General features: G+C 72.6%; 28 protein-coding genes and 1 pseudogene. 15 read left to right on the forward strand and 14 right to left on the reverse strand.

Going from position 1 to position 26,559, the window contains the following annotated elements:
• Nucleotides 1–181: 181 nt before the first annotated feature.
• From ACFV1W_RS28895 to ACFV1W_RS28905, 3 genes and pseudogenes are all read left to right on the forward strand, one after another.
• Nucleotides 182–649: pseudogene (locus tag ACFV1W_RS28895) on the forward strand (diadenosine tetraphosphate hydrolase); the annotation flags it as partial.
• Between the two features lie 351 nt (nucleotides 650–1,000).
• Nucleotides 1,001–1,453, forward strand: a complete 453-nt coding sequence (locus tag ACFV1W_RS28900) for a peptidoglycan-binding protein (protein WP_380420182.1) — start codon at nucleotides 1,001–1,003, stop codon at nucleotides 1,451–1,453.
• A gap of 122 nt (nucleotides 1,454–1,575) precedes the next feature.
• Nucleotides 1,576–1,785: a hypothetical protein gene (locus tag ACFV1W_RS28905; protein ID WP_380420183.1), complete on the forward strand. Its 210-nt coding sequence runs from the start codon at nucleotides 1,576–1,578 to the stop codon at nucleotides 1,783–1,785.
• Between the two features lie 151 nt (nucleotides 1,786–1,936).
• On the opposite strand, the gene ACFV1W_RS28910 is transcribed toward ACFV1W_RS28905, so the two are convergent.
• Nucleotides 1,937–2,860: an NADP-dependent oxidoreductase gene (locus ACFV1W_RS28910; RefSeq protein ID WP_380420184.1), complete on the reverse strand. Its 924-nt coding sequence runs from the start codon at nucleotides 2,858–2,860 to the stop codon at nucleotides 1,937–1,939.
• A gap of 144 nt (nucleotides 2,861–3,004) precedes the next feature.
• Between ACFV1W_RS28910 and ACFV1W_RS28915 the strand changes: the two genes are divergently transcribed.
• Nucleotides 3,005–4,048: a GlxA family transcriptional regulator gene (locus ACFV1W_RS28915; RefSeq protein WP_380420185.1), complete on the forward strand. Its 1,044-nt coding sequence runs from the start codon at nucleotides 3,005–3,007 to the stop codon at nucleotides 4,046–4,048.
• A gap of 154 nt (nucleotides 4,049–4,202) precedes the next feature.
• On the opposite strand, the gene ACFV1W_RS28920 is transcribed toward ACFV1W_RS28915, so the two are convergent.
• Both ACFV1W_RS28920 and ACFV1W_RS28925 read right to left on the reverse strand, forming a co-directional pair.
• The gene (locus ACFV1W_RS28920; RefSeq protein ID WP_380420186.1) at nucleotides 4,203–5,099 is read right to left on the reverse strand and encodes a hypothetical protein; all 897 of its coding nucleotides are present in this window, start codon (nucleotides 5,097–5,099) and stop codon (nucleotides 4,203–4,205) included.
• 186 nt (nucleotides 5,100–5,285) lie between these two features.
• On the reverse strand, nucleotides 5,286–5,567 hold the full coding sequence (locus ACFV1W_RS28925; RefSeq protein WP_380420187.1) for a hypothetical protein: 282 nt from the start codon (nucleotides 5,565–5,567) through the stop codon (nucleotides 5,286–5,288).
• 582 nt (nucleotides 5,568–6,149) lie between these two features.
• Here ACFV1W_RS28925 and ACFV1W_RS28930 point away from each other — a divergent pair.
• Nucleotides 6,150–7,637, forward strand: coding sequence for a purine-cytosine permease family protein (locus tag ACFV1W_RS28930; RefSeq protein WP_380420188.1), 1,488 nt, complete (start codon nucleotides 6,150–6,152; stop codon nucleotides 7,635–7,637).
• Nucleotides 7,638–7,774: 137 nt separating this feature from the next.
• Complete coding sequence (locus ACFV1W_RS28935; protein ID WP_380420189.1) at nucleotides 7,775–8,113, forward strand: hypothetical protein; 339 nt, start codon at nucleotides 7,775–7,777, stop codon at nucleotides 8,111–8,113.
• A 127-nt stretch (nucleotides 8,114–8,240) separates the two neighbouring features.
• Here the strand turns inward: ACFV1W_RS28935 and ACFV1W_RS28940 are convergent, their stop codons facing one another.
• On the reverse strand, nucleotides 8,241–8,330 hold the full coding sequence (locus tag ACFV1W_RS28940; protein WP_380420190.1) for an MYXO-CTERM sorting domain-containing protein: 90 nt from the start codon (nucleotides 8,328–8,330) through the stop codon (nucleotides 8,241–8,243).
• Nucleotides 8,331–8,866: 536 nt separating this feature from the next.
• Nucleotides 8,867–9,319 (reverse strand): MarR family winged helix-turn-helix transcriptional regulator, encoded by a 453-nt coding sequence (locus ACFV1W_RS28945; RefSeq protein WP_380420191.1) that lies wholly within the window; start codon nucleotides 9,317–9,319, stop codon nucleotides 8,867–8,869.
• 60 nt (nucleotides 9,320–9,379) lie between these two features.
• On the opposite strand from ACFV1W_RS28945, the gene ACFV1W_RS28950 reads away from it, so the two are divergent.
• Complete coding sequence (locus tag ACFV1W_RS28950) at nucleotides 9,380–9,766, forward strand: hypothetical protein (protein WP_380420192.1); 387 nt, start codon at nucleotides 9,380–9,382, stop codon at nucleotides 9,764–9,766.
• A gap of 69 nt (nucleotides 9,767–9,835) precedes the next feature.
• Here ACFV1W_RS28950 and ACFV1W_RS28955 read toward each other — a convergent pair whose 3' ends face one another.
• A complete protein-coding gene (locus tag ACFV1W_RS28955) occupies nucleotides 9,836–10,552 on the reverse strand; it encodes an SDR family NAD(P)-dependent oxidoreductase (protein WP_380420193.1) in 717 nt (238 codons plus the stop codon).
• A gap of 146 nt (nucleotides 10,553–10,698) precedes the next feature.
• Between ACFV1W_RS28955 and ACFV1W_RS28960 the strand changes: the two genes are divergently transcribed.
• The gene (locus ACFV1W_RS28960) at nucleotides 10,699–11,751 is read left to right on the forward strand and encodes an Lrp/AsnC family transcriptional regulator (protein WP_380420194.1); all 1,053 of its coding nucleotides are present in this window, start codon (nucleotides 10,699–10,701) and stop codon (nucleotides 11,749–11,751) included.
• Between the two features lie 175 nt (nucleotides 11,752–11,926).
• Nucleotides 11,927–12,580 carry a DUF4360 domain-containing protein gene (locus tag ACFV1W_RS28965; RefSeq protein ID WP_380420195.1) on the forward strand — a complete coding sequence of 218 codons (654 nt, stop codon included), beginning with the start codon at nucleotides 11,927–11,929 and terminating at the stop codon, nucleotides 12,578–12,580.
• Here ACFV1W_RS28965 and ACFV1W_RS28970 read toward each other — a convergent pair.
• The 3 genes from ACFV1W_RS28970 to ACFV1W_RS28980 form a co-directional block, all read right to left on the reverse strand.
• Nucleotides 12,574–12,861: a hypothetical protein gene (locus ACFV1W_RS28970; protein ID WP_380420196.1), complete on the reverse strand. Its 288-nt coding sequence runs from the start codon at nucleotides 12,859–12,861 to the stop codon at nucleotides 12,574–12,576. The two genes, ACFV1W_RS28965 and ACFV1W_RS28970, sit on opposite strands and share 7 nt — an antisense overlap.
• Before the next feature lie 90 nt (nucleotides 12,862–12,951).
• Nucleotides 12,952–13,377, reverse strand: coding sequence for a DUF4267 domain-containing protein (locus tag ACFV1W_RS28975; RefSeq protein ID WP_380420197.1), 426 nt, complete (start codon nucleotides 13,375–13,377; stop codon nucleotides 12,952–12,954).
• 72 nt (nucleotides 13,378–13,449) lie between these two features.
• Entirely contained in the window at nucleotides 13,450–13,800 is a 351-nt protein-coding gene (locus ACFV1W_RS28980) for an antibiotic biosynthesis monooxygenase family protein (RefSeq protein WP_380420198.1), read from the reverse strand.
• 227 nt (nucleotides 13,801–14,027) lie between these two features.
• Here ACFV1W_RS28980 and ACFV1W_RS28985 point away from each other — a divergent pair, with 227 nt between their 5' ends.
• The 3 genes from ACFV1W_RS28985 to ACFV1W_RS28995 all read left to right on the forward strand — a co-directional run bounded on the left by ACFV1W_RS28985 (nucleotide 14,028) and on the right by ACFV1W_RS28995 (nucleotide 15,812).
• Complete coding sequence (locus ACFV1W_RS28985; RefSeq protein ID WP_380420199.1) at nucleotides 14,028–14,609, forward strand: TetR family transcriptional regulator; 582 nt, start codon at nucleotides 14,028–14,030, stop codon at nucleotides 14,607–14,609.
• 122 nt (nucleotides 14,610–14,731) lie between these two features.
• The gene (locus ACFV1W_RS28990) at nucleotides 14,732–15,571 is read left to right on the forward strand and encodes a class I SAM-dependent methyltransferase (RefSeq protein WP_380420225.1); all 840 of its coding nucleotides are present in this window, start codon (nucleotides 14,732–14,734) and stop codon (nucleotides 15,569–15,571) included.
• A 7-nt stretch (nucleotides 15,572–15,578) separates the two neighbouring features.
• The gene (locus tag ACFV1W_RS28995; protein ID WP_380420200.1) at nucleotides 15,579–15,812 is read left to right on the forward strand and encodes a hypothetical protein; all 234 of its coding nucleotides are present in this window, start codon (nucleotides 15,579–15,581) and stop codon (nucleotides 15,810–15,812) included.
• A 201-nt stretch (nucleotides 15,813–16,013) separates the two neighbouring features.
• Here the strand turns inward: ACFV1W_RS28995 and ACFV1W_RS29000 are convergent, their stop codons facing one another.
• From ACFV1W_RS29000 to ACFV1W_RS29010, 3 genes are read right to left on the reverse strand one after another with little or no spacing between them, the layout of a single operon-like run.
• The gene (locus ACFV1W_RS29000) at nucleotides 16,014–16,445 is read right to left on the reverse strand and encodes an SRPBCC family protein (RefSeq protein ID WP_380420201.1); all 432 of its coding nucleotides are present in this window, start codon (nucleotides 16,443–16,445) and stop codon (nucleotides 16,014–16,016) included.
• A 53-nt stretch (nucleotides 16,446–16,498) separates the two neighbouring features.
• On the reverse strand, nucleotides 16,499–16,957 hold the full coding sequence (locus ACFV1W_RS29005) for a MarR family winged helix-turn-helix transcriptional regulator (RefSeq protein ID WP_380420202.1): 459 nt from the start codon (nucleotides 16,955–16,957) through the stop codon (nucleotides 16,499–16,501).
• Nucleotides 16,950–17,705, reverse strand: a complete 756-nt coding sequence (locus ACFV1W_RS29010; RefSeq protein WP_380420203.1) for an alpha/beta fold hydrolase — start codon at nucleotides 17,703–17,705, stop codon at nucleotides 16,950–16,952. The genes ACFV1W_RS29005 and ACFV1W_RS29010 overlap by 8 nt, the downstream gene beginning before the upstream one ends.
• A gap of 230 nt (nucleotides 17,706–17,935) precedes the next feature.
• Between ACFV1W_RS29010 and ACFV1W_RS29015 the strand changes: the two genes are divergently transcribed.
• Entirely contained in the window at nucleotides 17,936–18,616 is a 681-nt protein-coding gene (locus ACFV1W_RS29015) for a hypothetical protein (RefSeq protein WP_380420204.1), read from the forward strand.
• A gap of 206 nt (nucleotides 18,617–18,822) precedes the next feature.
• Here ACFV1W_RS29015 and ACFV1W_RS29020 read toward each other — a convergent pair whose 3' ends face one another.
• Nucleotides 18,823–20,952 carry a HEAT repeat domain-containing protein gene (locus tag ACFV1W_RS29020; RefSeq protein ID WP_380420205.1) on the reverse strand — a complete coding sequence of 710 codons (2,130 nt, stop codon included), beginning with the start codon at nucleotides 20,950–20,952 and terminating at the stop codon, nucleotides 18,823–18,825.
• Between the two features lie 596 nt (nucleotides 20,953–21,548).
• On the opposite strand from ACFV1W_RS29020, the gene ACFV1W_RS29025 reads away from it, so the two are divergent.
• Entirely contained in the window at nucleotides 21,549–22,196 is a 648-nt protein-coding gene (locus tag ACFV1W_RS29025) for a hypothetical protein (protein WP_380420206.1), read from the forward strand.
• A 788-nt stretch (nucleotides 22,197–22,984) separates the two neighbouring features.
• Nucleotides 22,985–25,378, forward strand: a complete 2,394-nt coding sequence (locus tag ACFV1W_RS29030) for a phosphoketolase (protein ID WP_380420207.1) — start codon at nucleotides 22,985–22,987, stop codon at nucleotides 25,376–25,378.
• Between the two features lie 213 nt (nucleotides 25,379–25,591).
• On the opposite strand, the gene pip is transcribed toward ACFV1W_RS29030, so the two are convergent.
• Entirely contained in the window at nucleotides 25,592–26,548 is a 957-nt protein-coding gene (gene pip, locus ACFV1W_RS29035; RefSeq protein ID WP_380420208.1) for a prolyl aminopeptidase, read from the reverse strand.
• Between the last annotated feature and the right edge of the window lie 11 nt (nucleotides 26,549–26,559).

A 26,559-nucleotide genomic window follows, 5' to 3' on the forward strand; every position in this document is an offset into this window, starting at 1 on the left:
CTACCCCCCCCCGGGGGGGGCCCGGGGCCCCCCTTTAGGGCGGGTTCTCTGGGCCCCCGGCGACCGGCCCGCGGCGGCGGCCGGCGTCGGCCCTTGCGCCGGCCTGACGCTTCCGCAGCCTCACGACCGTGCCGCACAGGGACTGCCAGGCGTGCGGAACGGGCCTGTATCGTGCGCTGTCGTGGCGGACGACTGGCGGGACGACAGGATCGGCAGTGCCCTGAAGGGCACGAACCCCACCGTGCTGCGCCGACTCGACGCCGGATTCGCGGTGATCGGCGACGTGCAGTTCCTGCCGGGGTACTCGGTCCTGTTGACGGACGAACCCGGTGCGCAGCGCCTGTCCGATCTCCCGCGGGGCCGACGCCTGGCCTTCCTGGCGGACATGGACCGGCTGGGCGAGGCCGTGGAACGGGTCTGCGGGCGTGCGGACCCGCAGTTCCGGCGGGTGAACCTGGAGATCCTCGGCAACGCCGACGGCTTCCTCCACGCGCACGTGTGGCCGCGGTTCGAGTGGGAGCCCGCGGACCTCGTCCGTCGCCCGGTGTGGCTGTACCCCGCGGAGGACTGGCGCGATCCGGCGAACGCGCTCGGACCGGAGCACGGCCCCCTGCGCGAGGCGATCGGCCGCGAGCTCGACGCGCTGGCGGCGCCGGACACCGATCCGGAGAGCGTCGCCGCGAGGACCGGTGGCGAGTCGGCGCATCCGCGAGCGGCTGTCGTCGGCCCCCGCGACCAGGCCGAAGGCGCCCGGTGACGGAGCGTCCGAACCCGACCGGCCGGGTGGTGTGGCACGTTTCGAGGGACGGATCCGGGCCAGGCCGGTCAGGTGTCCGCCACCTGGCCCGAATCGGTTGCCGGGTGGCGATAGTCCGGATTCGTACTGTCCCCGCCTGCCCGGTTCCGGCAAGGCTTGGCATGGCGCGGACAGCCGGGCGGGCGGTCGCTCACGGCGCGCCCGCGTCAGAGCCCTCCGGAATCCGTCAGGAAAGAGGAACCGATGCGATCTTCTTTGGCAAGGGCACTCGTCACCGCGGCCGCCGTCGTCGGGATCGCCGCCGGCAGCCTCGCGGGCGCGGGGGCGAGCGTCGCGGCCCCGCAGCAGGCCGCGAAGCCCGCGGTCAGCGGCCCGCGCGCCAGCGTCCTCGCGGTGAACAACCTCGGCCTGAGCACGGACCGGGCCAAGAACTGGCAGAGCTGCCTGAACGCCTGGGGCTTCAACGCCGGTACGGTCGACGGCCAGTTGGGTTCCAACAGCTGGGCGGCGGCGCAGCGGATGCTCAACGCCTGGGGCTACAACGCCGGTACGGTCGACGGTGAGGTCGGGCCCAACACGATCACGGCGCTGCAGAAGTTCCTGAACAACGTCGGCTTCAACGCCGGAACCCCCGACGGGATCGCCGGACAGCAGACCAGGGCCGCCTTCTGGAACTACAACGCCACCGGCTGCTGAGTGCACGGCACGGCGGCGGAAACCTCCGACTCCAGGGCGCCAGCAGGTGTGAACACACCGCGTTGCGCCGAACGGGTGGCGGCCGGGTTCGGCGCCGGGGTGCGGTGGGCAGAGCCTTCGGCATGACGACTCCCACCCGGCGCCACCGCCGCAGCCGCCCGGACGCCTTCACCGCCGCTGCTCCGGCCCGTCCCGCGCGGCCGGCGGTTCCGGCCAGGCCGGGCGGCGGCGGGTGCTGCCGGACCTGGTCCAGCGAACACCGCACCCCGGGCGGCACGGTGGTGCGCACCACCTGGCACGAGCCCGCCTGCAAGACCGGGGGGCGCCTCTGATCCGCCCGAACGACGTCCGGCCGAATCCGTGCGACGGCGCCAGGCCACCGCCTGCCGGTCCTTCAGCGCGAGCACCCGGCCGGGCATCGCCGCTCCCTCGGCACCCACCCGCCCCGGGCGGCGGGTGGGTGCCCGCCGCCCGGCCGACCGGTCAGGCAACGGTCAGGACGATCTTGCCGGTGGTGCGCCCCCGTTCGCCGAGCTCATGGGCCCTCGCCGCCTCGCCGAGGGGAAGGACGGTCTCGACCACGGGCCGCAGCGCGCCCCGGTCGGCCAGGGCGGTCAGCTCGCGCAGGCCCAGGTGGTCGGGTTCGACGAGGACCCAGCCCGCCCGTACGCCGTCGCGGGCCGCGGGGACGTCGTCCGGGCCGGGCAGGGTGATCAGCCGGCCGCCGGACCGCAGGACTGCCAGGGAGCGTTCGGCGGTCTCGCCACCGAGCCCGTCGAGCACCACGTCCACGTCGGACACGGCGTCCTCGAAGCGCACCGCCCGGTAGTCGACGACCTCGTCCGCACCCAGCTCGCGCAGCAGCCCGTGCTTGCCCGCGCTGGCCGTGCCGATGACGTGGGCGCCGCGGGCCTTGGCGATCTGGACGGCCAGGTGGCCGACCCCGCCGGCCGCCGCGTGCACCAGCACCCGCTCGCCGGGGCGCACGTCCGCCGCGTCGACCAGGGCCTGCCAGGCGGTCAGCCCGGCCAGCGGCAGGGCCGCGGCCTCCACGTGCGTCAGGCTCGCCGGTTTCGGGGCGAGGTGCCGGGCCGGCGCCACCACGTACTCGGCGTACGCGCCCGCCTGGCGGGGGAACAGCGGCATCCCGTAGACCTCGTCACCGGGGCGGTGGATGCCCACCCCGGGGCCGACGGCCTCCACGGTGCCGGACACGTCCCAGCCGACCGCCGGTACGTCACCCCACTCGATCAGGCCCCCGCTCGCCCGGGTCTTCCAGTCCACCGGGTTCACCCCGGCCGCGTGCACGCGCACCAGGACCTCGTTCAGCCCGGGCTCGGGCCGCGCCAGCTCCCGCTCGACCAGCTGCTCGGGTCCGCCCCACTGCTCCACCACCACTGCACGCATGTCCGTACGCCTCGTTCTCTCCGGACCGACCGGATCGGTCGACTCGCTCCACTGCCGGGCACCCCGGCACGATGCGGACAACGATCCGGCATCCGGGGCGCTCCTGGTGTTGGCCGTCCGGCCACTGTGTGACAGGATCTGGCCATGGGACGGATCCGGGTCGAAGCACCGCAGAACACATCGAACCGGGCGGCGACGGGGCCCGGTCCGCACCGGATCGCCGTGCTGGCCCTGCCCGGGGTCCCGCCGTTCGAGCTGGGCATCCCCTCGCGGGTCTTCGGCAGCGCCCAGGACGCCGCGGGCCGACCGCTCTACGAGGTCACGGTCTGCACCGCCGACGGAACCGCCGTCCTGAGCGACGCCGGCTTCACCGTGCAGCCGGCCGCCGGCCCGGAGGCCCTGGCTGCGGCCGACACCGTGGTCGTCCCGCCCACCCACGCGATGCCCGAGCTGGGGCACGGCGGTCCGCTGCCGCCCGAGGTCACCGCGGCCGTCGCCCGCATCCGCCCCGGGACCCGGCTGGTGTCCATATGCTCCGGCTCCTACGTGCTCGCCGCAGCCGGACTGCTCGACGGCCGGCCGGCGACCACCCACTGGAACCTCGCCCCCGAGTTCCGCCGGGCCTACCCGGCGGTCAAGGTCGACGAGGAGGTGCTCTTCGTCGACGACGGTGACGTGCTCACCTCCGCGGGGGTGGCCGCGGGCGTCGACCTCTGCCTGCACATCATCCGTCGCGACCACGGCGCGGCCGTCGCCAACCGGACCGCCCGGATGTGCGTCGTACCGCCGTGGCGGGACGGCGGGCAGGCCCAGTACATCGACCGTCCGGTCCCCGACCCCGCCATCGCCGACACCAGCGCCACCCGGGCCTGGGCCCTCGACCACCTCGGCGAACCGCTGCCCCTCGGCCGGCTCGCCGAGCACGCCCGGATGAGCCTGCGCTCCTTCACCCGGCGCTTCCGCGACGAGGTCGGGATGACCCCGGTCCAGTGGCTCACCGCCCAGCGGCTCGAACTGGCCAAACAGCTCCTGGAGACCACGGACCTCTCCATCGACCTGGTCGCCCACCGGGCCGGCTTCGGCACCGCGAACTCCCTGCGCGCCCACATGCGGGCGGCGCTCGGCGTCTCACCCGCCTCCTACCGCCGCACCTTCAGCACGGACGACCGGGTGGCGGCGGTGCGGTGACCGCCGGCCCGGCCGCCGCCGACCGGCGGGTCCCGCCCAGGTGGGCGCGGGCGGTTCCACCGTGACGCGCGACCCGCCGCGGGGCGCGGGCGCACCCCGCGGCGGGCTTCCGCCCCGGGCGGCCGGGGGCGGGTGCGACCGAACGCCGCCGGGATCAGGACGACTTGGCGATGGTGTAGACGACGTAGACGCCGCACTGGGCGCCCGAGCCCTGGTTGGTGACGACCCAGCCGGCTGGAATCGTGGACGGCCCGCAGACCTGCATGCTGGTCTGGTCGGTGACCTTGACGATGGTGTACGTCCCGTAGGTGCCGCAGGCGGCGGAGGTGGTCTGGATGGCGGTGATCACCCAGCCGCTGGGGACGGCGGACTGCGCGCAGTCCTGGAGGGTGGTCTGGGTGGTGACCTTCAGCAGCGAGTACAGCGGGTAGTTGCCGCAGCCCGCGCCGTTCTGCGTCGCCGTGATCACCCAGCCGGCCGGAACCGGCCAGTTGGCGCAGGCCTGCACGGAGGTCCGGTCGCCCAGCGGCACGAGGGTGTAGGTGCCGTAGGTGCCGCAGGCGGGAGACACCGTCTGGATCGCCGTGATCACCCAGCCCGGCGGGATCGGGGACTGCCCGCAGTCCTGGAGGACGCTCTGGTCGGTGACCTTCAGCAGCGAGTACAGCGGGTAGCTCCCGCACGTGCCGGCGCCGCTCTGCATCGCGGTGATCACCCAGCCGGCGGGTACCGGCCCGTTCGAGCAGGCCTGGACCGAGGTCAGGGCCGAGGCGTCGGCGATGGTGAAGAGCCCGTAGCCGCTGCAGCCGGACCACTGCTCGCTGACGATCACCCAGCCGGTCGGCACCGGGGTGTAACCGCAGATCGTCGTCGTCCCGCCGGCCTGCGGCGCGGTCCGCACGGTCTGCGCCGGCCCGGCCGTCCGCGCGACCGGCGGGCCGGCCGCGTGCGCGGCCGCCTGCGCGACCGGCGCACCGGACAGGGTCAGACCGCCCAGCAGCAGTGCGGCCACCGCCAGTCGGCGGGACAGTAACCGTTCCAGCCCGGGCATGCGCATCCTTCGTCCTCCCGATCGCTCCGGTCCGTTGGCGCCTGAGAGCTTGTCAGGCCCGCGCCCCGGTGACCAGACCGCCGCCCGGCTGACCGGCCGCCACAGGCCGCGGCAGGCCGAACCGAAGGTGCGCCCCGGGACCGGTCCGGCCGGTCCCGGGGCGCGCATGCGCCGTGCCGCCGCGGGTCAGAAGCAGCGGTACTCGTGGACGGGCAGGGTGGACTTGATGCCCGCCGAGTTGTAGAAGACGACGCTGTAGTCGCCGTACTGGAAGCCGTTGGGGGCGACGAACTTCTTGGTCAGCGTCTGAATGTAGGTGCCGCTGTCGGCGTTGTTGGAGTAGGAGGACGGGCAGCCCTTTCCGGTCAGGTTGGTCGGGCCGCCGGCTGCGAAGGCCGTTCCGGAGACGCCGACGGCGAGTGCTCCACCGAGGGCGAGGGCGGCGGCGGTCTTGAGGACGTTGCGCATTGCTCTCACGTTTCCCTTGTTCGCTGTGCCAGGGACCACGCCGGACCGGTGTCGACGACCGTTCGCGGCGGCGCGCATGATCTTGGCCCGGCTCCGACGGCTCGGTCAATGGTCTGGACCAAATTGGTCTAGAGCAATTCGGCCCGACCGTCGCGGCGGCCGGCCGGGTGTCGCAATCCGCGCCGACCGGAAGGCTCTCGTTCGTTTCACGGTCACCCGGGCCGTGGGCCACGTCACCGACCTCCGCGGTCGGGCGGCTGGGGGTCGCGAGGGCTTGGCGGGCTCGGCGGGCGTTCGCCACCGGCTGGACGGGCCGGCGGATATCCGGCATCGGCTGCCGGCGTGCCGGCGGCGGCCACGCGGCGGTCCGGCGGCAGGGGCGGGTGGCGGTACGGCGGTGGTACGGCGGCAGGCCCTCGGCCCTAGCAGCGAAAGGCCCCGCCGCCCATACCGGGAACCGCTCAATCGGGACACATCTTGAACAAAGTAGGATGGCTCAACTCCCGCGCTACGCGCGAAGAGTTCCATATATGTGTCATTTGCCCGAATTATCTCCCGCTTCACACGCACGGAGCCACCCTCATGGACAACACGTCCACCGCCATCGACGACGGTGCGATAGAGACCCGCGGTATCGAACCCGTCCCGGACCACGAGCGCCGGGGCAGAGTCCGCGAGCTCTTCCCGACCTGGGTCGCGGCGAACATCAGCGTCCTGCTGCTCACCATGGGTGCCGCCCTGGTGGTGTTCAACCAGCTGAACTTCTGGCAGGTCCTGATCGTCGCGGCGTGTGCCGCGCTCGTCTCGTTCGGCCTGGTCGGCGTGCTGTCGGTCTCCGGCAAGTGGGGCGGGGCGCCGGGCGCGACCCTCTCGCGGGCCACCTTCGGGGTGCGGGGGAACCTCTTCCCCGGCGCGATCCTCTGGATCGCCCGCTTCGGCTGGGAGACGATCAACGCGGTCACCGGCGCCTACGCCGTGCTGACCGTCCTCGACCTGCTCTTCGGCGTCAAGAGCAACACGGCGCTGATCGTGATCACGCTCTTCGCCTTCGTCGCCTGCACCTTCCTGGTGTCCGGCATGGGCCGCAAGGCGCTGAACGTCTGCAACACCTGGTCGACGTACCTCTTCGGCATCTTCAGCATCCTGGTGCTGGGCTACCTGGTCGCGACCATGCACTGGAGCGAGGTCTTCTCCAAGCCCGCGGGCACCACCGCGATGATGATCGCCGGTATCGGCACCATCGCCGCCGGCGGCATCAGCTGGGTCCCCACCGGCCCGGACTTCGCCCGCTACCTGCCGCACGCCGCCTCCGGCCGCAGGATCGTCGGCGTGACGGTCTCCGGCGCCGGCCTGGTGATGGTGCCGATGGTGCTGATGGGCGCCGTGATGGCGGTGGCCTCGCCCGGCCTGGCCCAGGCTGCCGACCCGGTCTCCTTCCTCGGCGACCTGCTGCCGACCTGGCTGGCCGTGCCCTACCTGCTGACCGCGATCGTGGGCATGCTGCTGATCAACAGCCTCTCCATGTACTCGGCCGGCTTCACCGCCCAGACCATGGGCGTCAAGCTGCCGCGCGCCATGGCCGTCAGCATCAACGCCGTGATCTCGCTGGTCGGCGGCCTGATGCTGATGCTGGTCGCCAAGAGCTTCCTCGGCTCCTTCATCACCTTCCTGATCCTGCTCGCCGTCTCCTTCTCGGCCTGGATCGGCGTCTACGCGGTGGACATGTTCCGCCGCCGGGCGCGCGCGGTGCGCTACGACGCCGCCGCGCTGATGGACACCGGCAAGGGCAGCCGGTACTGGTACACGGGCGGCTTCTGCTGGCAGGCGATGGTCTCCTGGGTCCTGGCGCTGCTGTTCGGGCTCGCCTTCACCAAGTGCGACTGGTTCGCCGGTCCGCTCTCCGGCACCCCGGTCGGCAAGTACGGGCTCGCCTGGGCGGCGACCATCGTGATCTCCGCCGTGATCATGGCCGTCCTGCCGACGCCCCGGGAGAACACCCCGGCCGCCGACGCCGCGGCCCCGGCCGGTGCCGCCACCGATGCGGAGCGGACCCAACGGGTCGCCGTCTGACCCTCGCGGCCTGACGCCCGGCGCCGGAAGCGCCCGGTCCTCCGCTCAACCGAGCAGAGGACCGGGCGCTTCCGCGTATCCGACTTGAGTACCGGTACTCAGGCGGTGGGGCGGTCCGCGCCGGCGTAATGGCAGCCGTGACTACAGCGAAGAACACCCTGGACACCCCCGACCCGAAGTGGTGGCACTACCCGACGGCCGCCGCCCTGCTGGTCCCGCTCTGCTGGGCGGCCCTGCTGGTGGCCACTGTCGGGCACGCCCTGTTCGGCTACTGCGCCCTGCACAGCGGATGCGACCACGGGCACCAGGACGCCCGCCGGCACCTGGCCCTCGGCCTCGGCTGCGCCCAGCTGGTGCTCGTCGCGGCCCCCTGGCCGATGCCCCGGAGCCGCCGCTGGACGATCGCCCGCTTCGTCCTCGCCGCCTTCTCAGCCCTCTGCGGGGTCAGCGCCGGACTGGTGACCCTGATCGCGTGAGCACGCGTTCGGCGGCGTCGAAGAGCTGCCGACGAGCGCCGCGAGGTGTACCCGCGTGACCTGACGCGCGTCCCGGGGGTGGTCGTGGCTGGACGCCACGGCCACCCCCTCATCGGTTCCGGTCGGTTCAGCCCTGGTGGCGCCGGCGTCGGCCGAGGGCGAAGGCGAGGCCGCCGAGCGTCAGCAGGGTGCCGCTGGTCGCCGCGGTGGTGAGCACGGTGGTGCCGGTGCTGGCGAGCGTGCCCGATGCCTGCTCGGGGGCGGAAACCGTCGGGGCCGACTGGCCCTGCGTGTCGGGAGACGTCGGGACGGAGGGGGCCGACGAGCCCTCGGTGGTCGACGGGCCGGGGGCGGCGGGTGTCCGCCCGCCGCACGGTGCTCCCCGGGGGGGACCCGTCGCACTCGGCCGCCGATGATCACGCCCGGGGCCGTGCGGGGTGCGCTACCGGCGGCGATCACCGCACAGTGCTCACAACCGGACTCGGTTTTTCCCCGTATTCTCCTGGGAGCGAGTCGATCCGTCAGAGCGTCAAAATGACTGCCCATCAGAACCGTTGACGTTCCCACTCCGTCGTCGGCTCCGCACCCGCCTACGCCCGGGGAGCTGCGCGGAGGTGTGTCCGGGAGATGCCGCACCCCGAACTGCCCGGCCCGGTGCGGTGCGACGGCCCGTGGTTCCCGTGCCGCTGACGGGCAGCGGACAGGCCACCGGTTCCATGCGCCGAGCGGGCCGCCGTACGGCCGGCCCCGGGGTCACTCCTCGACCGGCAGGCCGGCCTCGCGGGCGAGCACGCCCAGCGCCCGGCGCAGTGTCTCGCGCTCGGCGGGGGAGAGGGCGGCGGCCAGCTCGGCGTCGACGGCGTGCGCCTGGGCGGCGCACTCGTGCAGCAGGGCGCGGCCGTCCTCGGTGAGAGCGAGAGTCTGGCGGCGGCGGTCGACAGGGTCGCGCTCGCGTGCCACCGCGCCCAGGGCCTGCAGCTGGTCGGCCAGGCTCACCACAAGGCTCGGCGCCACGCCCATCGCCTGCGCCAGCTCCAGCTGCGAGGAGGCGGCGCCCGCGTCGAGGGCGGCGAGCAGCGCGACGTGCTTCGGTTTGAGGCCGCGTTCCTCGATCGCGGCGGTGAAGCGCGCGGTCGCGACGGTGCCCAGGGTGCCGAGGCGGAAGGACAGCGAGGAGGTCAGCGTCGGGGGGTTGACGGCGTTCATGGGGACAATAGTATCCCTAAGGAATCATTCACATCTCGAATCATTAGGGGAGTGGTCGATATGGGCCGGACTGTGGCGGGCGCGCTGCCGAAGCCGCTGGTGATCGCCAACGCCGCCGGGGCGCTCTCGATGGCCGCCTGTGCGGCCGGTCTCGCCAACCCCGGGATCGGGCTGCCGAAGGAGGAGCCGGTGACCGAGGGCGTGCGGTTCTACGCAAAGGCGTACGCCGCCCGGGCGCTGCCGCTGGGAGCGGTACTGCTGCACCAACTGGTGCGCGGGCGCGGCGGGCCGGCGCTGCCGGCGGTGCTGCTGCTCGCGGGCGCGGTGCAGGCAGGGGACGCCGCGATCGGGGCGCGAACCCGTAACCCGGGGATGGCGCTCGGAGCCGGCGCGCTGGCACTGCTGCATCTGGAGACGGCGCGGCGGGCCGTCGGGGGCGCACGGTGACCGGGGCGCTGTGCCTGCCGACGCGCCACCCTTGCCCTCCTGCTCGAACCTCAGGAGGGCGCCCTGCGCCTACCAGGGGACGGTCCGGCCGAAACGGTCCAGGTAGGCGAGGCCGGGGGTGCCCAGGCGGGAGAGCAGGACGTCGACCAGGAGCGGCACGGTCTCCTCGATGGTGAACGGCGCGTCCGGGCCGCCGAGGGCGGTGCGGATCCAGCCCGGTGCCAGGAGGACGAAGGCGCGCCGGGTCCCGCCCTGCCGGGCGGCGAAGCTCCGCAGGAGCATGTTCAGCGCGGCCTTGCTCGCCCGGTAGACCTCGCGGCCGCCGGCGGTGTTGTCGGTGATGCTGCCCTGGCCCGAGGACATCGCCCCGATGAGTCCCGCCGGGGGCACCAGGTCTTCGAGCGCTTCGATGACGCGCAGCGGGCTGAGCGCGTTGGTGACCATCACGTCGACGAAGTCGGCCGTCGAGACCGCGCCGATGGGCGTCCGCTCGTTGTTGGTGATGCCCGCGTTGACGAAGAGCACGTCGAGCCGGCGGTGCGCCAGGCGTTCGCGCAGCCGGGGGAGGCGGTCGGGATCGTTGATGTCGAGGTGTTCGATGGTCACCCGTCCGTCGGCGTTGTCCGCGAGGTCGTGCAGCGGCGTCCGGGCGGTGGTGTCGCGGACCGTGCCGACGACGTGCCACCCCCGGTCGAGGAACTCCGCCGCCATCGCGTGGCCGAGGCCGCGCGAGGCCCCGACGATGAGGGCGGTCGGCGGGTGCTGTTCGGTGCCGGTCGATGGCATCCGGCATCATCTCCGTTCTTCGGGCGTCGTGCTGCCCGTGTCGTGCTGCCCGTGTCCTACTTCGTGCGGGCGTCGATTCGCGTTGAGTGTTCCGTCCGAACCGCACCGCGGGCGAGCCGCGGGCGCCGGTTTGTAGGATTGCCGCCGTGGCAAGGCCCCTGATGACGGAATCCGCTGTGCTGCAGCCCGACGACGTGCGAATCATCCGGGCCCTGCAGATCGCCCCGCGCGCCTCGTTCGCCGCGATCGCGGCCGCTCTCGGCCTGACCGAGGGCGCCGTCAACCGCCGGTACCGCCGGCTGCGCGCCGACGGTGTCATCCGCGTCGCCGGCGTGGTCAACCCGGGCGCCCTGGGGCAGAGCAGGTGGCTGGTGCGACTGCGTTGCCGCCCCGGCAGCGGCTCGGCGATCGCCGACGCGCTGGCCGAGCGCGACGACGTCAACTGGGTGGCCCTGAGCGCGGCGGGCTGCGAGATCATCTGCGCGACTCAGTCCCGGACGCGGGAGCAGCGCGAGGACCTCCTGGGGAAGCGGCTGCCCCGTACGGCCGCGGTGATCGACATCAACGCCTTCGCCATGCTCCGTCAGTTCCTCGGCGGCCGCGGCCACTACTGGTCCGCCCTGCAGGGCACCCTGACCTCCGAGGAGGAGGCGGCGCTGGGCAGCGACGGGCCCCCGTTCACCGAGTCCCCGGTCGTCGCCCGCGAGCCGCTGCGCCTCACCCCCGAGGACGAGAAGCTGCTGGAGGCGCTGGCCGCGGACGGCCGCGCCGGTCTCGTCGACCTCGCCGCCGCCGCAGGCCTCACCCCGGGGCGCGTCTCCCGACGCCTCGACGCCCTGCTCCGGCACCGCGCCGTGCACGTCGACGTCGAGATCGCCGCGGCGGCCCTGGGCTACCACGCCCGCGCGAACCTGTGGCTGCGCGTGCACCCGTCGGCGGTGAAGAGCGCGGGCCGCGCACTCGCGCAGGAACCCGAGATCGCCTTCGCCGCGGCCATCTCCGGGCCCTGGAACCTCCACGCCGTCGCCCACTGCCGGGACCTCGACGAGCTGTTCGAGTTCACCTCGGAGCGCATCGGCTCCCTCGCCGGACTGCAGAGCATGGAGGTCTCACCCGTGCTGCGGCACGTCAAGCAGGCCGGCACCCGGCTCTTCGGCGACCGCCTGGTCGAGACGCCCGGCACCCGCGCACGCCGGTGAGGGCCTCCTCCCTCCTCCTGTCCCGTGTGCGGGTGAACGGGCTCTCCACGTCGAAGGCTGTTCGGGTGACTGTGCAGTCACGTCCTGTGCCCGATGCGGGTGACGTGTGGTGCGATGCCCACGTGAAATCCGGTGGCGGGCTCGGACCGCGAACGCCCGTCCCGGATCCGTGGAGATGGAAGGGAAGCCCATGCTGCTCCGCGCCCTGGCCGCGACGGGTGTCGCCACGTCATTGTTCGGCTCTCCGGCCTTCGCCGGCACCCCGTCGCCGCCCCTGCCGCAGGACCGGATCGTCATCGACAGCGTGACGGCCAGTGGCACCGGCTGCCCGGCCGGGACGGCCGCCGTGGCGGTCTCCCCCGACGGCACCGCCTTCACCGTCACCTACAGCAACTACCTCGCCGCGATCGGGCCCGGAACGTCGCCGACCGGCGCCCAGAAGGACTGTCAGCTCAGCCTGCGCGTGCACGCCCCCGGGGGCTACACCTACGCGGTCGTGTCCGCCGGCTACAGCGGCTTCGCGTCGCTGGCACCGGGTGCGTCCGCGACCCAGCGGGCCGGCTACCACTTCCAGGGCGACCCCCGCACCACCACCTCGAACCACCACTTCAAGGGTCCGTTCAACAACGACTGGCGGACGACCGACACCGTGCCCGTCGCCGCCCTGGTCTTCGCTCCCTGCGGGGAGGAGCGCAGTCTCGACATCAACACCGAACTGCGGGTCGACCAGGGCACGTCGAGCCCGAGCGCCACCAGCTTCATGGAGATGGACTCGACGGACGGCAAGATCAACACCGTGTACCGCCTGGCCCTTCGGCGCTGTCAGTGACCCGCTGCGGCCGCCGGGCGGCTGCGCAGTGCGGCCCAGGCCGAAGCGCGTAGCCGGGTGGCCGGCCAGGTCGGTGGCGGTGGCGGTGTCGAGGGCGGGGTGCGGGGCCAGTCGGTCCGCGCGCGGGCGGGACCCGCGAAGCGCGCGCGGCGGGTGCCGTGCCGGAACTCGGGGGCGAGCAGGAGGAAGACCGCCTGGTCGGGGCGGGACAGCAGCGGTGCGAGCCCGGCGGGCAGGGCCCCGAAGCAGTGGGCTCGGCCGGGCGGCAGGGCAGGCCTCACCCGGCATCGGGAATCCGGGTCCGGGGAGCCTCGACCGCCTTGACCGCCTCGACTGCCCCGACCGCCTCGGACCGCCTCCGGCCGGTGGGATCAGCCGGGCTGCGGAGCGGGTGCCACCGGAGCGGCCGCCGCCTGGCGGGTCTCACGCATCATCAGCAGACCGTTGGCCGTCATCACCGTCGCGGTCAGGCCGTGGATGCCGAGGGCGGCGGCCGCGGAGCCGTGGTGGGCCAGCACGGTGGCCATGTCGCCGTACGCGGCGAGGGCCTCCACCAGCAGTACCCGGCCCAGCGCCCGGCGGTGGCCCGTCACCAGCAGGACGCCCAGGACCAGGGCCAGGACGACGTCGCGGATCCCCTTGACGACCAGGAAGCCGCCGCCGTCCCCGGACGGCCAGCTCGGCAGGCCGAAGCCCGGCGCCGTCGTCTCCGGGCTCAGGACGAACTCCGTCCCGAACCAGAGGATGAAGAGGACGAGGGCGGCGGCCAGCACGGTGTTGGTCTTCTTCAGTGACACTGTTCTGCTTCTCCTTGCGGTCTTCGTGGGCTTCGCGGGCCCGGTGCGGGTGCTTCGGCTGCGGCCGCCGTGTCACACGTCGATCCGCTCGAAGACGTGCGGGTACGACACGATGTCGTCGGGGGACTCCGCCGCCAGGCGCTGGAACTGCGGGCTGCCGAACGCGGTGGCGAGCGCCTCGGTCGATTCCCAGACCGCGACGTTCATCAGCAGCCGGCTGTCCGCCGTTCCCCTGTGCATCTGCAGGGAGACGAACCCGGGCTGGGCCCTCATGAACTCCGCCTGCCTCCGGAAGAGGGCCAGGAACGACTCGGCCCTCTCCTCCGGGACGACGAAGGTGTTGGCCAGCACGATGGGCCCGGTCCTCTCCTTGAACTGCGCGAACAGCGGCGTGCTCGGGTCCAGGCTCTGCAGCTCGGCCATCTCCGGTACTTCCTCTCGCTCTCGGTCGTTCCACGGGACTTCGGCCGGCCACCGCCGTGCTGGCGTACTGGGCCGACGACGTACGCGGCGATCGCTGTCCGCGGAACGAGGGGATCTGACGGGCGCTCAGGCGGCGGATTTGCCAACGCCTGTTGGTCAACGCTTGTTGGCAAACGTAGAACGGACGGCTCTGGACTGTCAACACGTGTTGGCCTACATTTGTTGGCATGACCGGCAGCACGGAGAACCAGCAGGCCGCCCGGCGTTCCGACGCCACCCGCGCCACGATCCTCGCCGCGGCCCGTGAGCGCTTCGCGGCGGACGGCTACGAGAAGGCGACCATCCGGGCCATCGCGCGCGACGCGAACATCGACCCGTCGATGGTGATGCGCTACTACGGCAACAAGGCGGGCCTCTTCGCGGAGGCCGTCTCGGTCGACCCCGGCCTTCCCGGCCTGCCCGTCGAACCGGGTGAGGAACTCGGCCGCACGCTGGTGCGCCACTTCCTCAGCCTGTGGGAGGAGAACGGGGAGCTCACCGCGCTGTTGCGGGTCGGCGCCACCGATCCGGCCGCCGCCGAGCGCATGCAGAGCGTGCTCCGCGAGCAGTTGATCCCGCTGGCCCGCCGGGTGGGCCCCGACCCGGACCAGGCGCCGACGCGGGCGGCACTGTGCGCCTCCACCGTGCTCGGACTCGCGCTGACGCGCTACGTGCTGGGGTTCCCGGCGAGCGTGGCGCTCGGTCGGGAGGAGATCGTGGACTGGCTCGGACCCACCGTCCAGCGCTATCTCACCGCGCCGACGCCCTGAGGACCGCGTCGAGGGCCGTGTACGAACCTGGCTCCCCCCTTCGGGCCCCTTGCAACCGATCGGAACCGGTCACCTAGGCTGGCGCGGTGACTGGTGATCAGGAGCGGGTGCAGCCGTCGGGAGTGTGGGCCACGGCCGTGGGGGTGGCCAGGGTGCGGGCGCTGGAGACCGAGCGCGGGGACGCGCTGTTCCACGACCCACTGGCACGGGCCTTCGCCGCCGCCGGCGGTCTGTGGCCCTCCTCGCCGCCCCTGCCCGACGACGAGGCCGCCCGACGCCGCCGACTGGCCGTGTCGTTCTCCATCGTCATCAGGACGAAGTTCCTCGACGACCTGCTGCAGCAGGCCTGCGCGGACGGGGTCCGGCAGGTCGTGCTGCTCGGCGCCGGCATGGACAGCCGGGCCTTCCGGATGGACTGGCCCGAGGGCACCCGGCTGTTCGAGGTGGACACCGCCGCGCCACTGGACTTCAAGGCCTCGGTGCTGCGCCGGGAACGGGCCGTCGCACGCTGCGAGCGGATCACCGTCCCGGTCGACCTGCGCGAGGACTGGCCGGCCGCGCTGGCCGCCGCGGGGCACGACCCGTCGGGGCCGACCGTGTGGATCGCCGAAGGACTGCTGATCTATCTGCCCGAGGACGCGGTGGAACTGCTGCTGGCCCGGATCGGCGCGCAGTCGGCGCCCGGCAGCCGGATGGGGCTGACCCTGGGCTCGCGCGGTGTGATCGAGCGCTTCGGCGCGAACGCCGCGCCGGGATCGGCGGCCTCCATGTGGGTCTCGGAGATGCCCGACGACCCGGTGGACTGGCTGGCAGGCCACGGCTGGGAGGCCGACTGCCACACCGTCCGCGAACGCGCCGCCGCCTACGGCCGCCCGATCACCACCCCGCCGCAGCGCGAGGAAGGGCCCGGCGGCCTGATCTCGGCGGTCCGCCGGCAGGGCGCCTCCCGGCTCCCTGGATGATCCTGGTTTGAGCCTCGACGACAACGACCACTGGCAGCGCTGGACAGCGAGGTTGCTGGCCGTCCTTGCCGCTGACCCTTCCGACCAGCTGGCCTGGGCCGACGAACACCGAGTGACAACCGCCGCCGTCGCCGACGACGCCGGGTTCGTCCTGCAGCTGGCCGAGGGCATGGTCGAGCGGGGGACCCTCGATCCGGGCGCCCTCCATGACCTCCGGACCATCGACCGGCTGTTCGGCTAGCTGGATGCCCGCAGTCGTGCGAGCCGGTGGGCCGACGCGCCGGCCGCCGATGCGATCCGGAGTGAGGTGAGGACCGCCGCTCGCCGGATCCTCATCGCCAGGCAGGGCGAATGGCGTCTCCCGCTGCCACGCCGCGTGACGCCTCGACACCTCCACGACTGAGCGACCGCAACCTGCCGGTCCGCCGGTCCTGAGGCCGGTTCACCGGGCTTCGAGGATGTCCTTCAGGACGTCGAGGTTCTTCGCGACCGCGTGCTTGACCCGGGGGCCGGTAATCGCGGCGATGGCCCTGAGGGCCCCGGGGGCGGTGAGGTGGACGGTGTTGACCAGGCGGGTGGTGCGCGGGTCGAGAGGGGTGAGCCGGTAGGTGGTGGTTCCCGTGAAGGGGCCGAAGTCGCGGTCGGCGGTCAGCAGGTTCGGGGGGTCGTACGCGGTGATGCGGAAGTGCTCCTCGGCCGGGCGCGGGAGCGTGCGGCTCTGGCGGTAGGTCGTTCCGATTCCGATGGGCCCCGGGGAGGTCTGCTCGGTGCGGTCGAGCGCGTAGTTCCAGCGCGGAAGGTTCTCGGGCCGGGCGAGGTAGGCGAAGACTTCGTCGGCGGGTGCGTCGATGGTCAGGGTGTTCTCGAATCGCATGGTCGTTCCGTTTTGCTCGGCGCGTGGCCGGCAGGTCGTGCGCGCTCGTGTTCTCAGTCGAGGTCGAGGCGTTTGTTGAGGGCCTTGCCCGAGGGCAGGGGGTCGATGAAGTTGTGCAGGAACGCGAGCATCGCGTCGGTGTCCAGGCCCTCGCAGGCGGCGTCCATCGAGGCGTAGAGGAACTCCTCGATCTCCGCGACCTCGGTGGCCAGGCGCTCGCCCTCGGGGGTGAGGCTGAGCCGGAGGTAGCGGCGGTCCTCGGCGTCGGTGCGGCGCTCGACCAGCCCGGCCGCGACGACGCGTTCGACCAGCCGGCTGGGGTTGGTGCCGCTTTCGCACACCAGGAGCTGCCCGAGCCCGTTGAGGGTCAAGGTGCCGTGCTGCTGGAGCAGGCGCAGCACCTCGGCCTGCGACGGGGTGATGCCGTGGGGTTTGAGGGCCTGGATCAGCAGCCGGTTGCCTTCGCGCTGGGCAGCCAGGATCGCGAACCGCAGGTGCTCGGCCCTACGCATCGGCGTCCTGTCGGGTGGCGGTCAGGGCGCTGAGGAAGTCCTTGACGGCGGCGGCGTAGGTGGCCGGGTGGGAGAAGCGGAACATGTGCCCGGTGCGCGGCAGCACGACCTCCCGGGCGCCGGGGATGCCCGCGAGCATGACCTTGGAGGCGTTCTCGCCGATCAGCACGTCGTGCGAGGGGGTCAGGAGCAGGGTCGGGACCTCGACCAGGTCGAGCACGTCGACGTAGTCGGCGGTGAGGCTGGCCTGCACGCGGGCGCCGAAGGAGGCGGCCGGGGTGTTGGCGAGGAACAGTTCGCGGCTGCGCGCCTCGCTCCAGGGCACCTGTCCCTCTCCGTCGAACGGGGAGGCGAGGCGGTGGGCGTGGGCGCGCAGCGTCAGCTGCCGGTAGAGCGGACCGCGGGTCTTGCCGATCGTTCGCATCAGGGCCTTCCACGGCTTGGAGTCGACCGGGTTGGCCGCGAAACCGCCGGACAGGACGAGGGCACGCAGGCCCTGCGGGCGGCGGGTGGCGAGCGCGAGCGCGATGTTCGCGCCGAACGAGTCGCCGACCAGTACGAAGTCGTCCAGGTCCGCGATCGCGCTCTCGACGTGGTCCGCGTAGCGCTCGATGTCGTCGACGCCCTCGGGCAGGCGCAGCGTGCGCTTGGGCACGTCGCCGTAGGGCGCGAGCTGCTCGGCGCTCCACGGGGCGCCGGAGAAGCAGGGGATGAAGACGAGGGTCGGATTCTTCTCTGGAGTTCTCATATCGGACACATTACACAACACATGTGTCGTGACACAGGTTACCTGGGTCACATGCCGGTGGACGCCGGGAGGAGCGGATGCGATCCATGCGGCCGCCCGTCCCGGCGGTCTGCCCGAGCCCTTTTGCGTGGCAGGGCCCGCTGGGGGGCGCCCTGCCCCAGGACCGCTACTGAGCGTGACAGTAGGGAGGGAGATTCTGGGGTGTCGGAGGCAGCCGGTTGGATGGGTGCATGACTGTCCATGACGTAGCCCGCCGACTCCCTTCCATCGCTGACCTGCGGAATCTGTGCCGCTCACTGGCGATGCTCGATGCGATCTTGAGCCCGGACTGGGAGGGCCGGTACTACTCCTTCAACGCCGGCTGGGCCGACGGCGAGGAGATGGCGTCGATGCGCAACGGGTCGGGGGACGAGTACTCCATCGTGTTCTCGGCGGCCGGGGCCTGTGTCCGCGGCTTCGACCACGAAGCGCCGATGAGCCCGTACGGCAACGATGGCGAGCCGTGGGCGGGAGTGATCGACGAGGTTCCGGAGGTCTTCAGGCCCTTCGTCGAAGAGCCGGCGTTCACCAACGAGGACGGCGTTCCCCTCGTGACGGCCTGCCTGTGGCGGGAAGCGACGGACGACCGGTGGCGGCACGGCGTGATCGACTTCCCCGCCGGATGTTCCGACCCCGACGGGGCGACGGGTCTGTTCGAGCTCCTGACCGACCGTTCGCCGGAAGCGTTCCAGCGCTTCGCCGAGGACTGCTACGAGGTTCCCGTGGACCTGGAAGCGGTGCGCGATGTGTACGCCTTGCGACCGCTGAGCCAGAAGCTCGTGTCATCGCTGAACTCGGAGGTCACCCTCGTGGACCTGGCCGAGGACATCGCCGAGATCGGCTACCCGCAGCCGGTCCGGGACGAGGTCTGAGCTTCATTCGTCGGTAAGTGGTCGGGGAGGCCGGCCGGATGGTGACCGTAGGTGGCTGCCTGCGGCGCGCGGCCTCCACCGGTTCGGGGGACTCGCCCGGGCCGCCGTCAGGAGAGGTACGGCTACAAGCAGTTCCTCCGATTCCGCTCGCCCGCCCGGCAGGCCGGACCGAACCGGAAGGAGGGGCGGGCGGCCACCTCATCCGTTCAGGCCAGCTGGTCGACGACGGCCCGGCCGGCGCGCTGCAGGGCCTCGTCGCCCTCGACGCTGTGGAAGATGTCGTCGCTTCGGCGGGCCGAGGCGAGTTCCGCGCGGATCCGGGGAAGGGCGGGTGCGGCGGCGGGGCCCATGCGCCGCAGGCAGTCCAGGACATGGCCGGCCGTCGAGTCGTTCTCCTCCCATCCCTGCAGCAGCACGGGCAGGACGGCCACGGCCTCGGCCGGGCCGCCGATGTCGTAGACCGCGGCGGCGGCGCGCGTGCGGGTCCGGGCATGGCCGGCTTCGAGCATCCGCCGCAGGCGGGGCAGCGCTGCGGCCGCCGGTTCTCCGACCCGGCCGAGGGCGTCGGCGGCGTCGTCGTTCGCGCCGGTGTCGAGCAGGGCGGTCAGCCGCGGTACGGCGTCGGCGGGGTTGCGCTCGATGTCCCACAGGGCCTTCACGGCTGCGAGGCGCAGGGCCGGGTCCTCGGCGTCGGCGAGCGCCCGGACCGTCTCCAGCGCGGACGCGGCGCCGCTGCCGATGGAGCCCAGCGCGCGCAGGGCCACGGCGGCGGTGCGCCACTGTTCCTGCTCGACGGCGGTGCCGAGGGCCGTGGTGAGCGCGGGTACGGCCGCCGGGTCGCCGAGCCGGTTGAGGGCGGCCATCAGCGCGGTGGCGGATCCCCAGGGCGAGGAGAAGTCCGCGTCGGCCAGGCGCCGGATCAGCCGCGGCAGTAGTTCGCCGGCGGCCTGAGGGAGGTGGCCGGCGACCTGCAGGGCACGCCAGTCGTCGGTGCCGGTGTCGAGTGCCGTCAGCAGGCTGGGAAGGGCGCGCTCGTCACCGAGGCCGGCCAGCGCCGTGACCGCCTGCTGGTGGGCCCGGCGCAGCAGCGGGTGCCGTGCGGCCCAGACGTCCGGGCCGTGGGTGGCGCGGTGCGCCCCTACGAGGGAGGCAAGGGCTTCGCGGGCGGGTTCGGCGAGCGCGGCGGGGAGCTTGCCGAGGGTTCCGGCCGCTTCGGCGGCGGTGTAGGGGTCATCGGGGAGGAGGCAGTCGGCGAGCAGGAGGACGAGGCCGGTGTGGTCGCCGCGCCAGGAGCGGATCAGCTCCCAGGTCATGGCGATGGCGTCGTAGCGGGTGGCCGCATCGGGGCTGCGCAGTTGGGCGGTGAGCAGGACGGTGCGCTCGGGCACCCGCGCGTCCAGCACCCGGTGGAAGGTGGTCAGCAGCTCGGTGGTGGGGGAGTGGACGCGGCTGTGGCGGTCGAGGTCGGCGAAGACGGCGGCGATCTGCGGGGGGACGTTCTGGTCCGGTGCGGGTTCGGCGGCGGTGTCCGCGAAGGCGCACTGCCCGCAGTCCGCCGGTCGGGCCTTGTCCTCGTGCTCGGGTTCCGGTTCCGGTTCGGGGGTCAGCTGCCGGAGCAGGCCGGTCGCCGTCGGGACGAGGCCGGCGTCGATGGCCTCCGGTGCGCAGGCGGCCCGGTGGACGAGGGCGGCGAGCCGGATGTCGGCGTCCAGCGAGTGGTCGGCCGCGAGGGCGCCGAGCCAGGCCGTCACCGGGCCGAGCGCGGCCGGCAGCCGCCGGGCCAGCGTCGCGGCCGCCTCGACGACCAGGAGCCGCTCCACGGTGCCGTCCTCGGCCGCCAGCCGTTCCCGCAGCAGGGTGAACGCCCGGTCGGCGTCGTCGAGGAACAGCCCCAGGGCCGGGACGGCGGCCTGCCGCACCCGCGGGTCCGGGTCCGCCGAGTGCCGGGCGAACTGCTCGACGCGCTCGCGCATCCGAGGCACCACATCCGCGTAGGGCGTCGACGCGTGGCCGGACGGACTGTAGTAGACGCCGTCGGGGTCGCAGGCCAGGGCTGCGCTGCCGATGCTGAGCAGGAGCTGGACGACAGCCGCGCGGTCGGGTACCCGGGGATCGTCGGCGAGCGCGAAGAGGAACGGCAGGCTCGCCGCCGTGCACGAGTAGACGCCGCCCTGGTGGTGGGCGGAGCTGTAGAAGCTGCTGAAGGCCCGCTCCCGGACGCCGCGGTCGGGCGAGGCCATCTGCCTCAGCCACAGCGGGACTTCGTCCGCCGGACCGTAGGCGTGACCCATGGACGACCAGTCGACGAGGTCGAGGCCCTCAAGTTTGTCGATCATGGGCCGTACGGTGGCACGAGGCACTGACACCGCCACCGGCGCACAGCGGGCCGCTCGTCGGCGATTCCCCGTGCCGCCCCCGGGCGGGCGCGCCGGGGCACCCGGACCGCGGGAGAGCGGCGTGTCCGAGGCCTCGGAGCTGTCCGAGCCGGCCTGTCCTCCACGGTCGCGGGACGACCGATCGGCCCGGACACGCACTGGGCGGTGCGTGGAGAGACCCACCGTGGCCGTGGAGGCAGCGACCGGAGCGACCGAAGGTTCGCATGTGCCCGAGGGCTGCCCCCTGGCCGGTCGGTGACCGGGTACGAGCGCGGACGCGGACGAGTGCGGCGGCGGTGTGCACCCCGCCGCCCGGCGCCGTGACGACGGCACGCTCACCGCCGCGGCTCCTCAAACATCCCGGCTGCGCGGTCGGCGCCGGAAGTCCTTCGGGGGTTGGCCGGGGGCCAATGCTATGAGTCGGTTGATCAGAGGCTGGTGCGGACCGGGGCGAAGTTCGCAGCCGACGCCATCCGCGCCGTCATGGACCGGGTGCAACTGGATTTTCCTGATAAGACGTCAAAGTGCTCATCGCCAAGCTTGTATAGGCTGTGCCCATGTCACGCACGCGCACCACCGTTCTCACCGTGCTCCTGGGCGTCACGGCCCTGACCTCCTGTTCCTCCGGGTCGGGGGAGGAGACCGGAACCGGAAAACCGATCACCAAGCAACTCGCTCAGGGCGACATCACCCAGGCACTACCGGGCAACGGTGAGATGCCCAAGGGCTGGAGCCTGCATCACGACAAGGGCGTGTCCGAGTCGGGCGAATACTGTTCCGGGGGACAAGGAGAACGGGAGAAGTCACCCAAGGGTTGGACGCGTGGCGGCTCCACCTCGTATGAGTTCAACGGGTCCACGGACAACATGATGTACGTCCAAATCTGCCAGTTCGACAGCCCCGAGGACGCAAAGAACGCCTATGCCTCATGGAAGCGGGGCAAGGGCGACAACGACCAGACGGAGCAGGCCACCAAGTCCAAGGTGGGCGAGGAGTCCGCCGTGATTCTTCGCGAACCGTCCGCCTACGCCTACAGCCGCACCGGCACCGTCAACATCGAGGTCAGGGTCGAGGAGTCCAAGGGTGACACGACGGGCGTGGAGGACACGCTCGCCGCGATCGTCAAACGCTTGCAGCAAGTCCAGGACGGCAAGCGGGCCACGGACACCGCGGCGGACGAAGCGGCCAAGGCCAACAAGAAGTAGACGGCGTCTCGCCGGCACGATCACGGAGGCCGACGGCGGGGCACGTCTCGTCTCGCTGCTCCGAGGCTGCCGTGCCTGCGGCCGCCACAGGCCCCTGCGCGCGGCCTTCTTCCCCTCGGCTTTCGCCCGCTGTGCGTCCTGGAGTTGGAGGGGTTGCCGTTCGATGCCGCCCGGGCGGCGGCCCGCCGCAGGAGTGTGCCGCCGATTCCCGCGAGGCCGGCCGGACTCCTCCTCGGGCACGCCCGGGTCCTCGGTCGCTTCAGTCGCTACCCCCGCAACCGCGGGTGCAGCCGTCTGCGCGCTGCTGGGCGCGTGTCCGGCACCTCGCGTCCGGCCCACCCCAGTGCTGGTCGGGTGGCGGACAGTTCGAGACGAACGCGCCGGGCGGGTGAGGGCTGGCGAGGGAGTTCGGAGAAGCCCGCAGTGCCACACCTGGGCGCGTTCTGGCCTTCGAGGCCGGCCCGACGGATCTGAACGGGCCGGCCCGCCGGCGAACGCCGTGATCGACCTGTGCGGCTCGCTGCCCTTCACGCGTGCCCTCCGCGCCCAGTTCCCGGAGGCCGGTGTGCCCGGCGCCGGCATCCGCTACGAGGCCTTTCGGCCCCGGCCTCTGGCCGCCCGAGCGCACTGCCCGAGCCCATTGCCCCGAGCCCATTGCCCGAACCCCACACCGATACGCCCGACCGGGTGAATCGGCACCGCGTGCCGCTGACGCCGGGGGCGGAGTCGCTCAGCGGGGAACCAGCCGGAGGACGCTACGACTGACCACCGACGGAGAAAGGCCCCCGATGCGCACCGAGCAGTCGAACAGTCCCCGCACCTGCGCCGTGCCGGACGAGCGGGAACTCGCCGAGCTGGACGCCCACTGGCGTGCGGCGAACTACCTGGCGGCCGGGCAGATCTACCTGATGGCCAATCCGCTGCTGCGCGAGCCGCTGCGGCCGGAGCACACCAAGCCCCGCCTGCTCGGCCACTGGGGCACATCGCCGGGCCTCAACCTGGTGTACACCCACCTCAACCGGGTGATCAAGGCGCGCGATCTGGACGCGATCTGCGTCTGGGGCCCCGGCCACGGCGGTCCGGCCGTGCTGGCCGGCTCCTGGCTGGACGGCAGCTACACCGAGCACTACCCCGACATCACCTGCGACGAGGTGGGGATGGCCGCGCTGTTCCGGCAGTTCTCCTTCCCCGGCGGCGTGCCCAGCCACGTGGCACCCGAGACACCGGGCTCCATCCACGAGGGCGGCGAGCTGGGCTACTCGCTCGCCCACGCCTACGGTGCCGCACTCGACAACCCCGGCCTGGTGGTCGCCTGTGTGATCGGGGACGGCGAGGCCGAGACCGGCCCACTGGCCGCCTCCTGGCACGCCAACAAGTTCCTCGATCCGGTCCACGACGGCGCGGTGCTGCCGATCCTGCACCTCAACGGCTACAAGATCGCGAACCCCACCGTGCTCGCCCGCCTCCCGCACGGGGAACTGGACGCACTGCTGCGCGGCTACGGCCACGAACCCCTGCACGTCGCCGGCGACGAACCGGCGCAGGTGCACCGGGCGATGGCGGCCGCGATGGACACCGCACTCGACCGGATCGCCGATGCCCAGCACGCGGCCCGCACCGACGGCGCCACCGAGCGCCCCCGCTGGCCGGTGATCGTGCTGCGCACGCCCAAGGGCTGGACCGGCCCGCACGAGGTCGACGGCGTACCGGTGGAGGGCACCTGGCGCGCCCACCAGGTGCCGCTCGACCAGGTGCGGGACAACCCCGAACACCTCGCCCAGCTGGAGGCCTGGTTGCGCTCCTACCGCCCCGACGAGCTCTTCGACGACCGGGGCCGCCCGGTGCCGGACGTGCTCGCCTGCCTGCCCGCAGGTCAGCGCAGGCTCGGGGCGAACCCGCACGCCAACGGCGGGCTGCTCACCCGTCAGCTGCCGATCCCGCCCCTGGAGAAGTACGCGGTGACGGTGGACGAGCGCGGCGCGACCACGCACGAACCCACCCGGGTGCTCGGCGACCTGCTGGAGCAGGTCATGGCCGACACCGCCGAGCGGCGCGACTTCCGCCTGGTCGGCCCGGACGAGACCGCCTCGAATCGGCTCCAGGCCGTCTACCGAGCTACGGGCAAGGCGTGGGAGGCAGGACTGCTGCCGACCGACGAGCACCTGGAACGCGGCGGCCGGGTGATGGAGATCCTCTCCGAGCACGTCTGCCAGGGCTGGCTGGAGGGCTACACGCTGACGGGCCGACACGGCCTCTTCTCATGCTACGAGGCGTTCGTCCACATCATCGACTCGATGGTCAACCAGCACGTCAAGTGGCTGCGCACCACCCGCCGGCTGCCCTGGCGCGCGCCCGTCCCGTCGCTGAACTACCTGCTCACCTCGCACGTGTGGCGCCAGGACCACAACGGCTTCTCCCACCAGGACCCGGGTTTCGTCGACCACGTCCTCAACAAGAGCCCCGAAGCCGTGCGCGTCTACTTCCCGCCGGACGCCAACACCCTGCTCGTCACGGCCGACCACGTGCTGCGCTCGAAGGACTACGTCAACGTCGTCATCGCGGGCAAGCAGCCCTGCTTCGACTGGCTGACGCTGGAGGAGGCCCGGGTGCACTGCGCGCGCGGGCTGGGCATCTGGGACTGGGCCGGCACCGAGGACGGCGCCCGCGAGCCCGACGTGGTCCTCGCCTGCGCCGGGGACGTACCCACCATGGAGGTGCTGGCCGCCGCCGGCCTGCTCCGCCGGCACCTTCCCGATCTCGCGGTCCGGGTCGTCAACGTCGTCGACATCGCCCGCCTGCTGCCGGCCGAGGAGCATCCGCACGGCATGCCCGACCGCGAGTTCGACGCCGTCCTCACCCGCGACAAGCCCGTGATCTTCGCCTATCACGGCTACCCGTGGCTGATCCACCGCCTCACCTACCGCCGCGCCGGACACCCCGACATCCACGTGCGCGGCTACAAGGAGATCGGCACCACCACCACGCCGTTCGACATGGTGCTGCGAAACGACCTCGACCGCTACCGCCTGGTCATGGACGTCATCGACCGCGTTCCCGGCCTGGCCGTGCGGGCCGCCCACGTCCGCCAGCGGATGACCGACGTCCGCACCCGCCACGACGCCTGGATCCGTGCGCACGGCACCGACCTGCCCGAAGTCACCGACTGGACCTGGCCAAACTGACCAGCCCGGGCCCAGGCCCCGCCTACGCGCCGCCGCCGGGCGGCCGGGACGATGACTCCGGAAGAGCGGCAGGGGCTGGGGGAGGCCGAGCGGCGCCCCGGCGATCTGGACGCGGTTGAGAAGCTCGCCGGAGCGCCTCGCGATCCCCCTTCGGCCCGGTATCCCGGTTTCCCGGTATCGTCCGCGCCGTGGTGGCTGGTGGCGTGGTAGCGGTCAGCGGATCTTGAACTCCTCGATGGCGTCGTGGACGACCTGGACCATGCTCGGGCTGCCGATGTGGCCGGAGTCGTCCGAGATGTGGAGCCTGGCGCCCGGCCAGTTCTTCGCCAGCTCCCAGGCCGTCTGCGGCGGACAGCCCATGTCGTGGCGGCCGGTCACGATGATGCCCGGGATGCCGGACAGCTTGGCCGCCTCGCGCACGAGTTGGTCCTCGGCCAGCCAGGCCCCGTGGCTGAAGATGTGGGAGCAGATCCGGACGAACGCGATCTGCTCGTCCACCTCCCTGTTGCTGTACATGCCGGGCGAGTTGTTCGGCTCGCCGGTGATCACCGCGTCCTCCCAGGCCAGCCAGTCGGCCGCGGCCTTCGCCCGGACGGCGCGGTCCGGGTGCTCCATCAGCCGCGCGTACGCGGCGAGCAGGTCGCCGTCCCGCTCGCCCTCGGGGACGCCGTCGCGGAACCGGTCCCAGGCCTCGGGGCGGAAGCGCCCCGCACCCCGGTAGAGCCAGTCGAGCTCGGTGCGGCTGGTCGTCATCACGGCCTGGACGATGATCTCGCTGACCCGCTCGGGGTGTTGCTGCGCATAGGCCAGCGCCAGGGTCACCCCCCAGGAGGCGCCGTTGACCAGCCACTTCTCGATGCCGAGGTGCTCGCGCAGCCGCTCCATGTCGTCGATCAGGTGCTGCGTGGTGTTCAGGCTCATGTCCGCCGCCGGGTCACTGGCGTGCGGTGTGCTGCGGCCGCAGTTGCGCTGGTCGAAGAGGATGACCCGGTAGCGCTCCGGGTCCCAGGCCCTGAGGGGCCGCCGTACCGTGCCCGCCCCCGGGCCGCCGTGGACGTACACGGCGGGTTTGCCCTGAGGGCTGCCGAGTTGCGCGTAGTAGATCTGGTTGCCGTCACCGGTGTCGAGTAACCCGGAGTCGTACGGCTCGGTCGGAGCGTAGAGGGCCATGGCCGTGATCG

This window comes from Kitasatospora sp. NPDC059648 (assembly GCF_042734825.1).
GTDB lineage: Bacteria > Actinomycetota > Actinomycetes > Streptomycetales > Streptomycetaceae > Kitasatospora.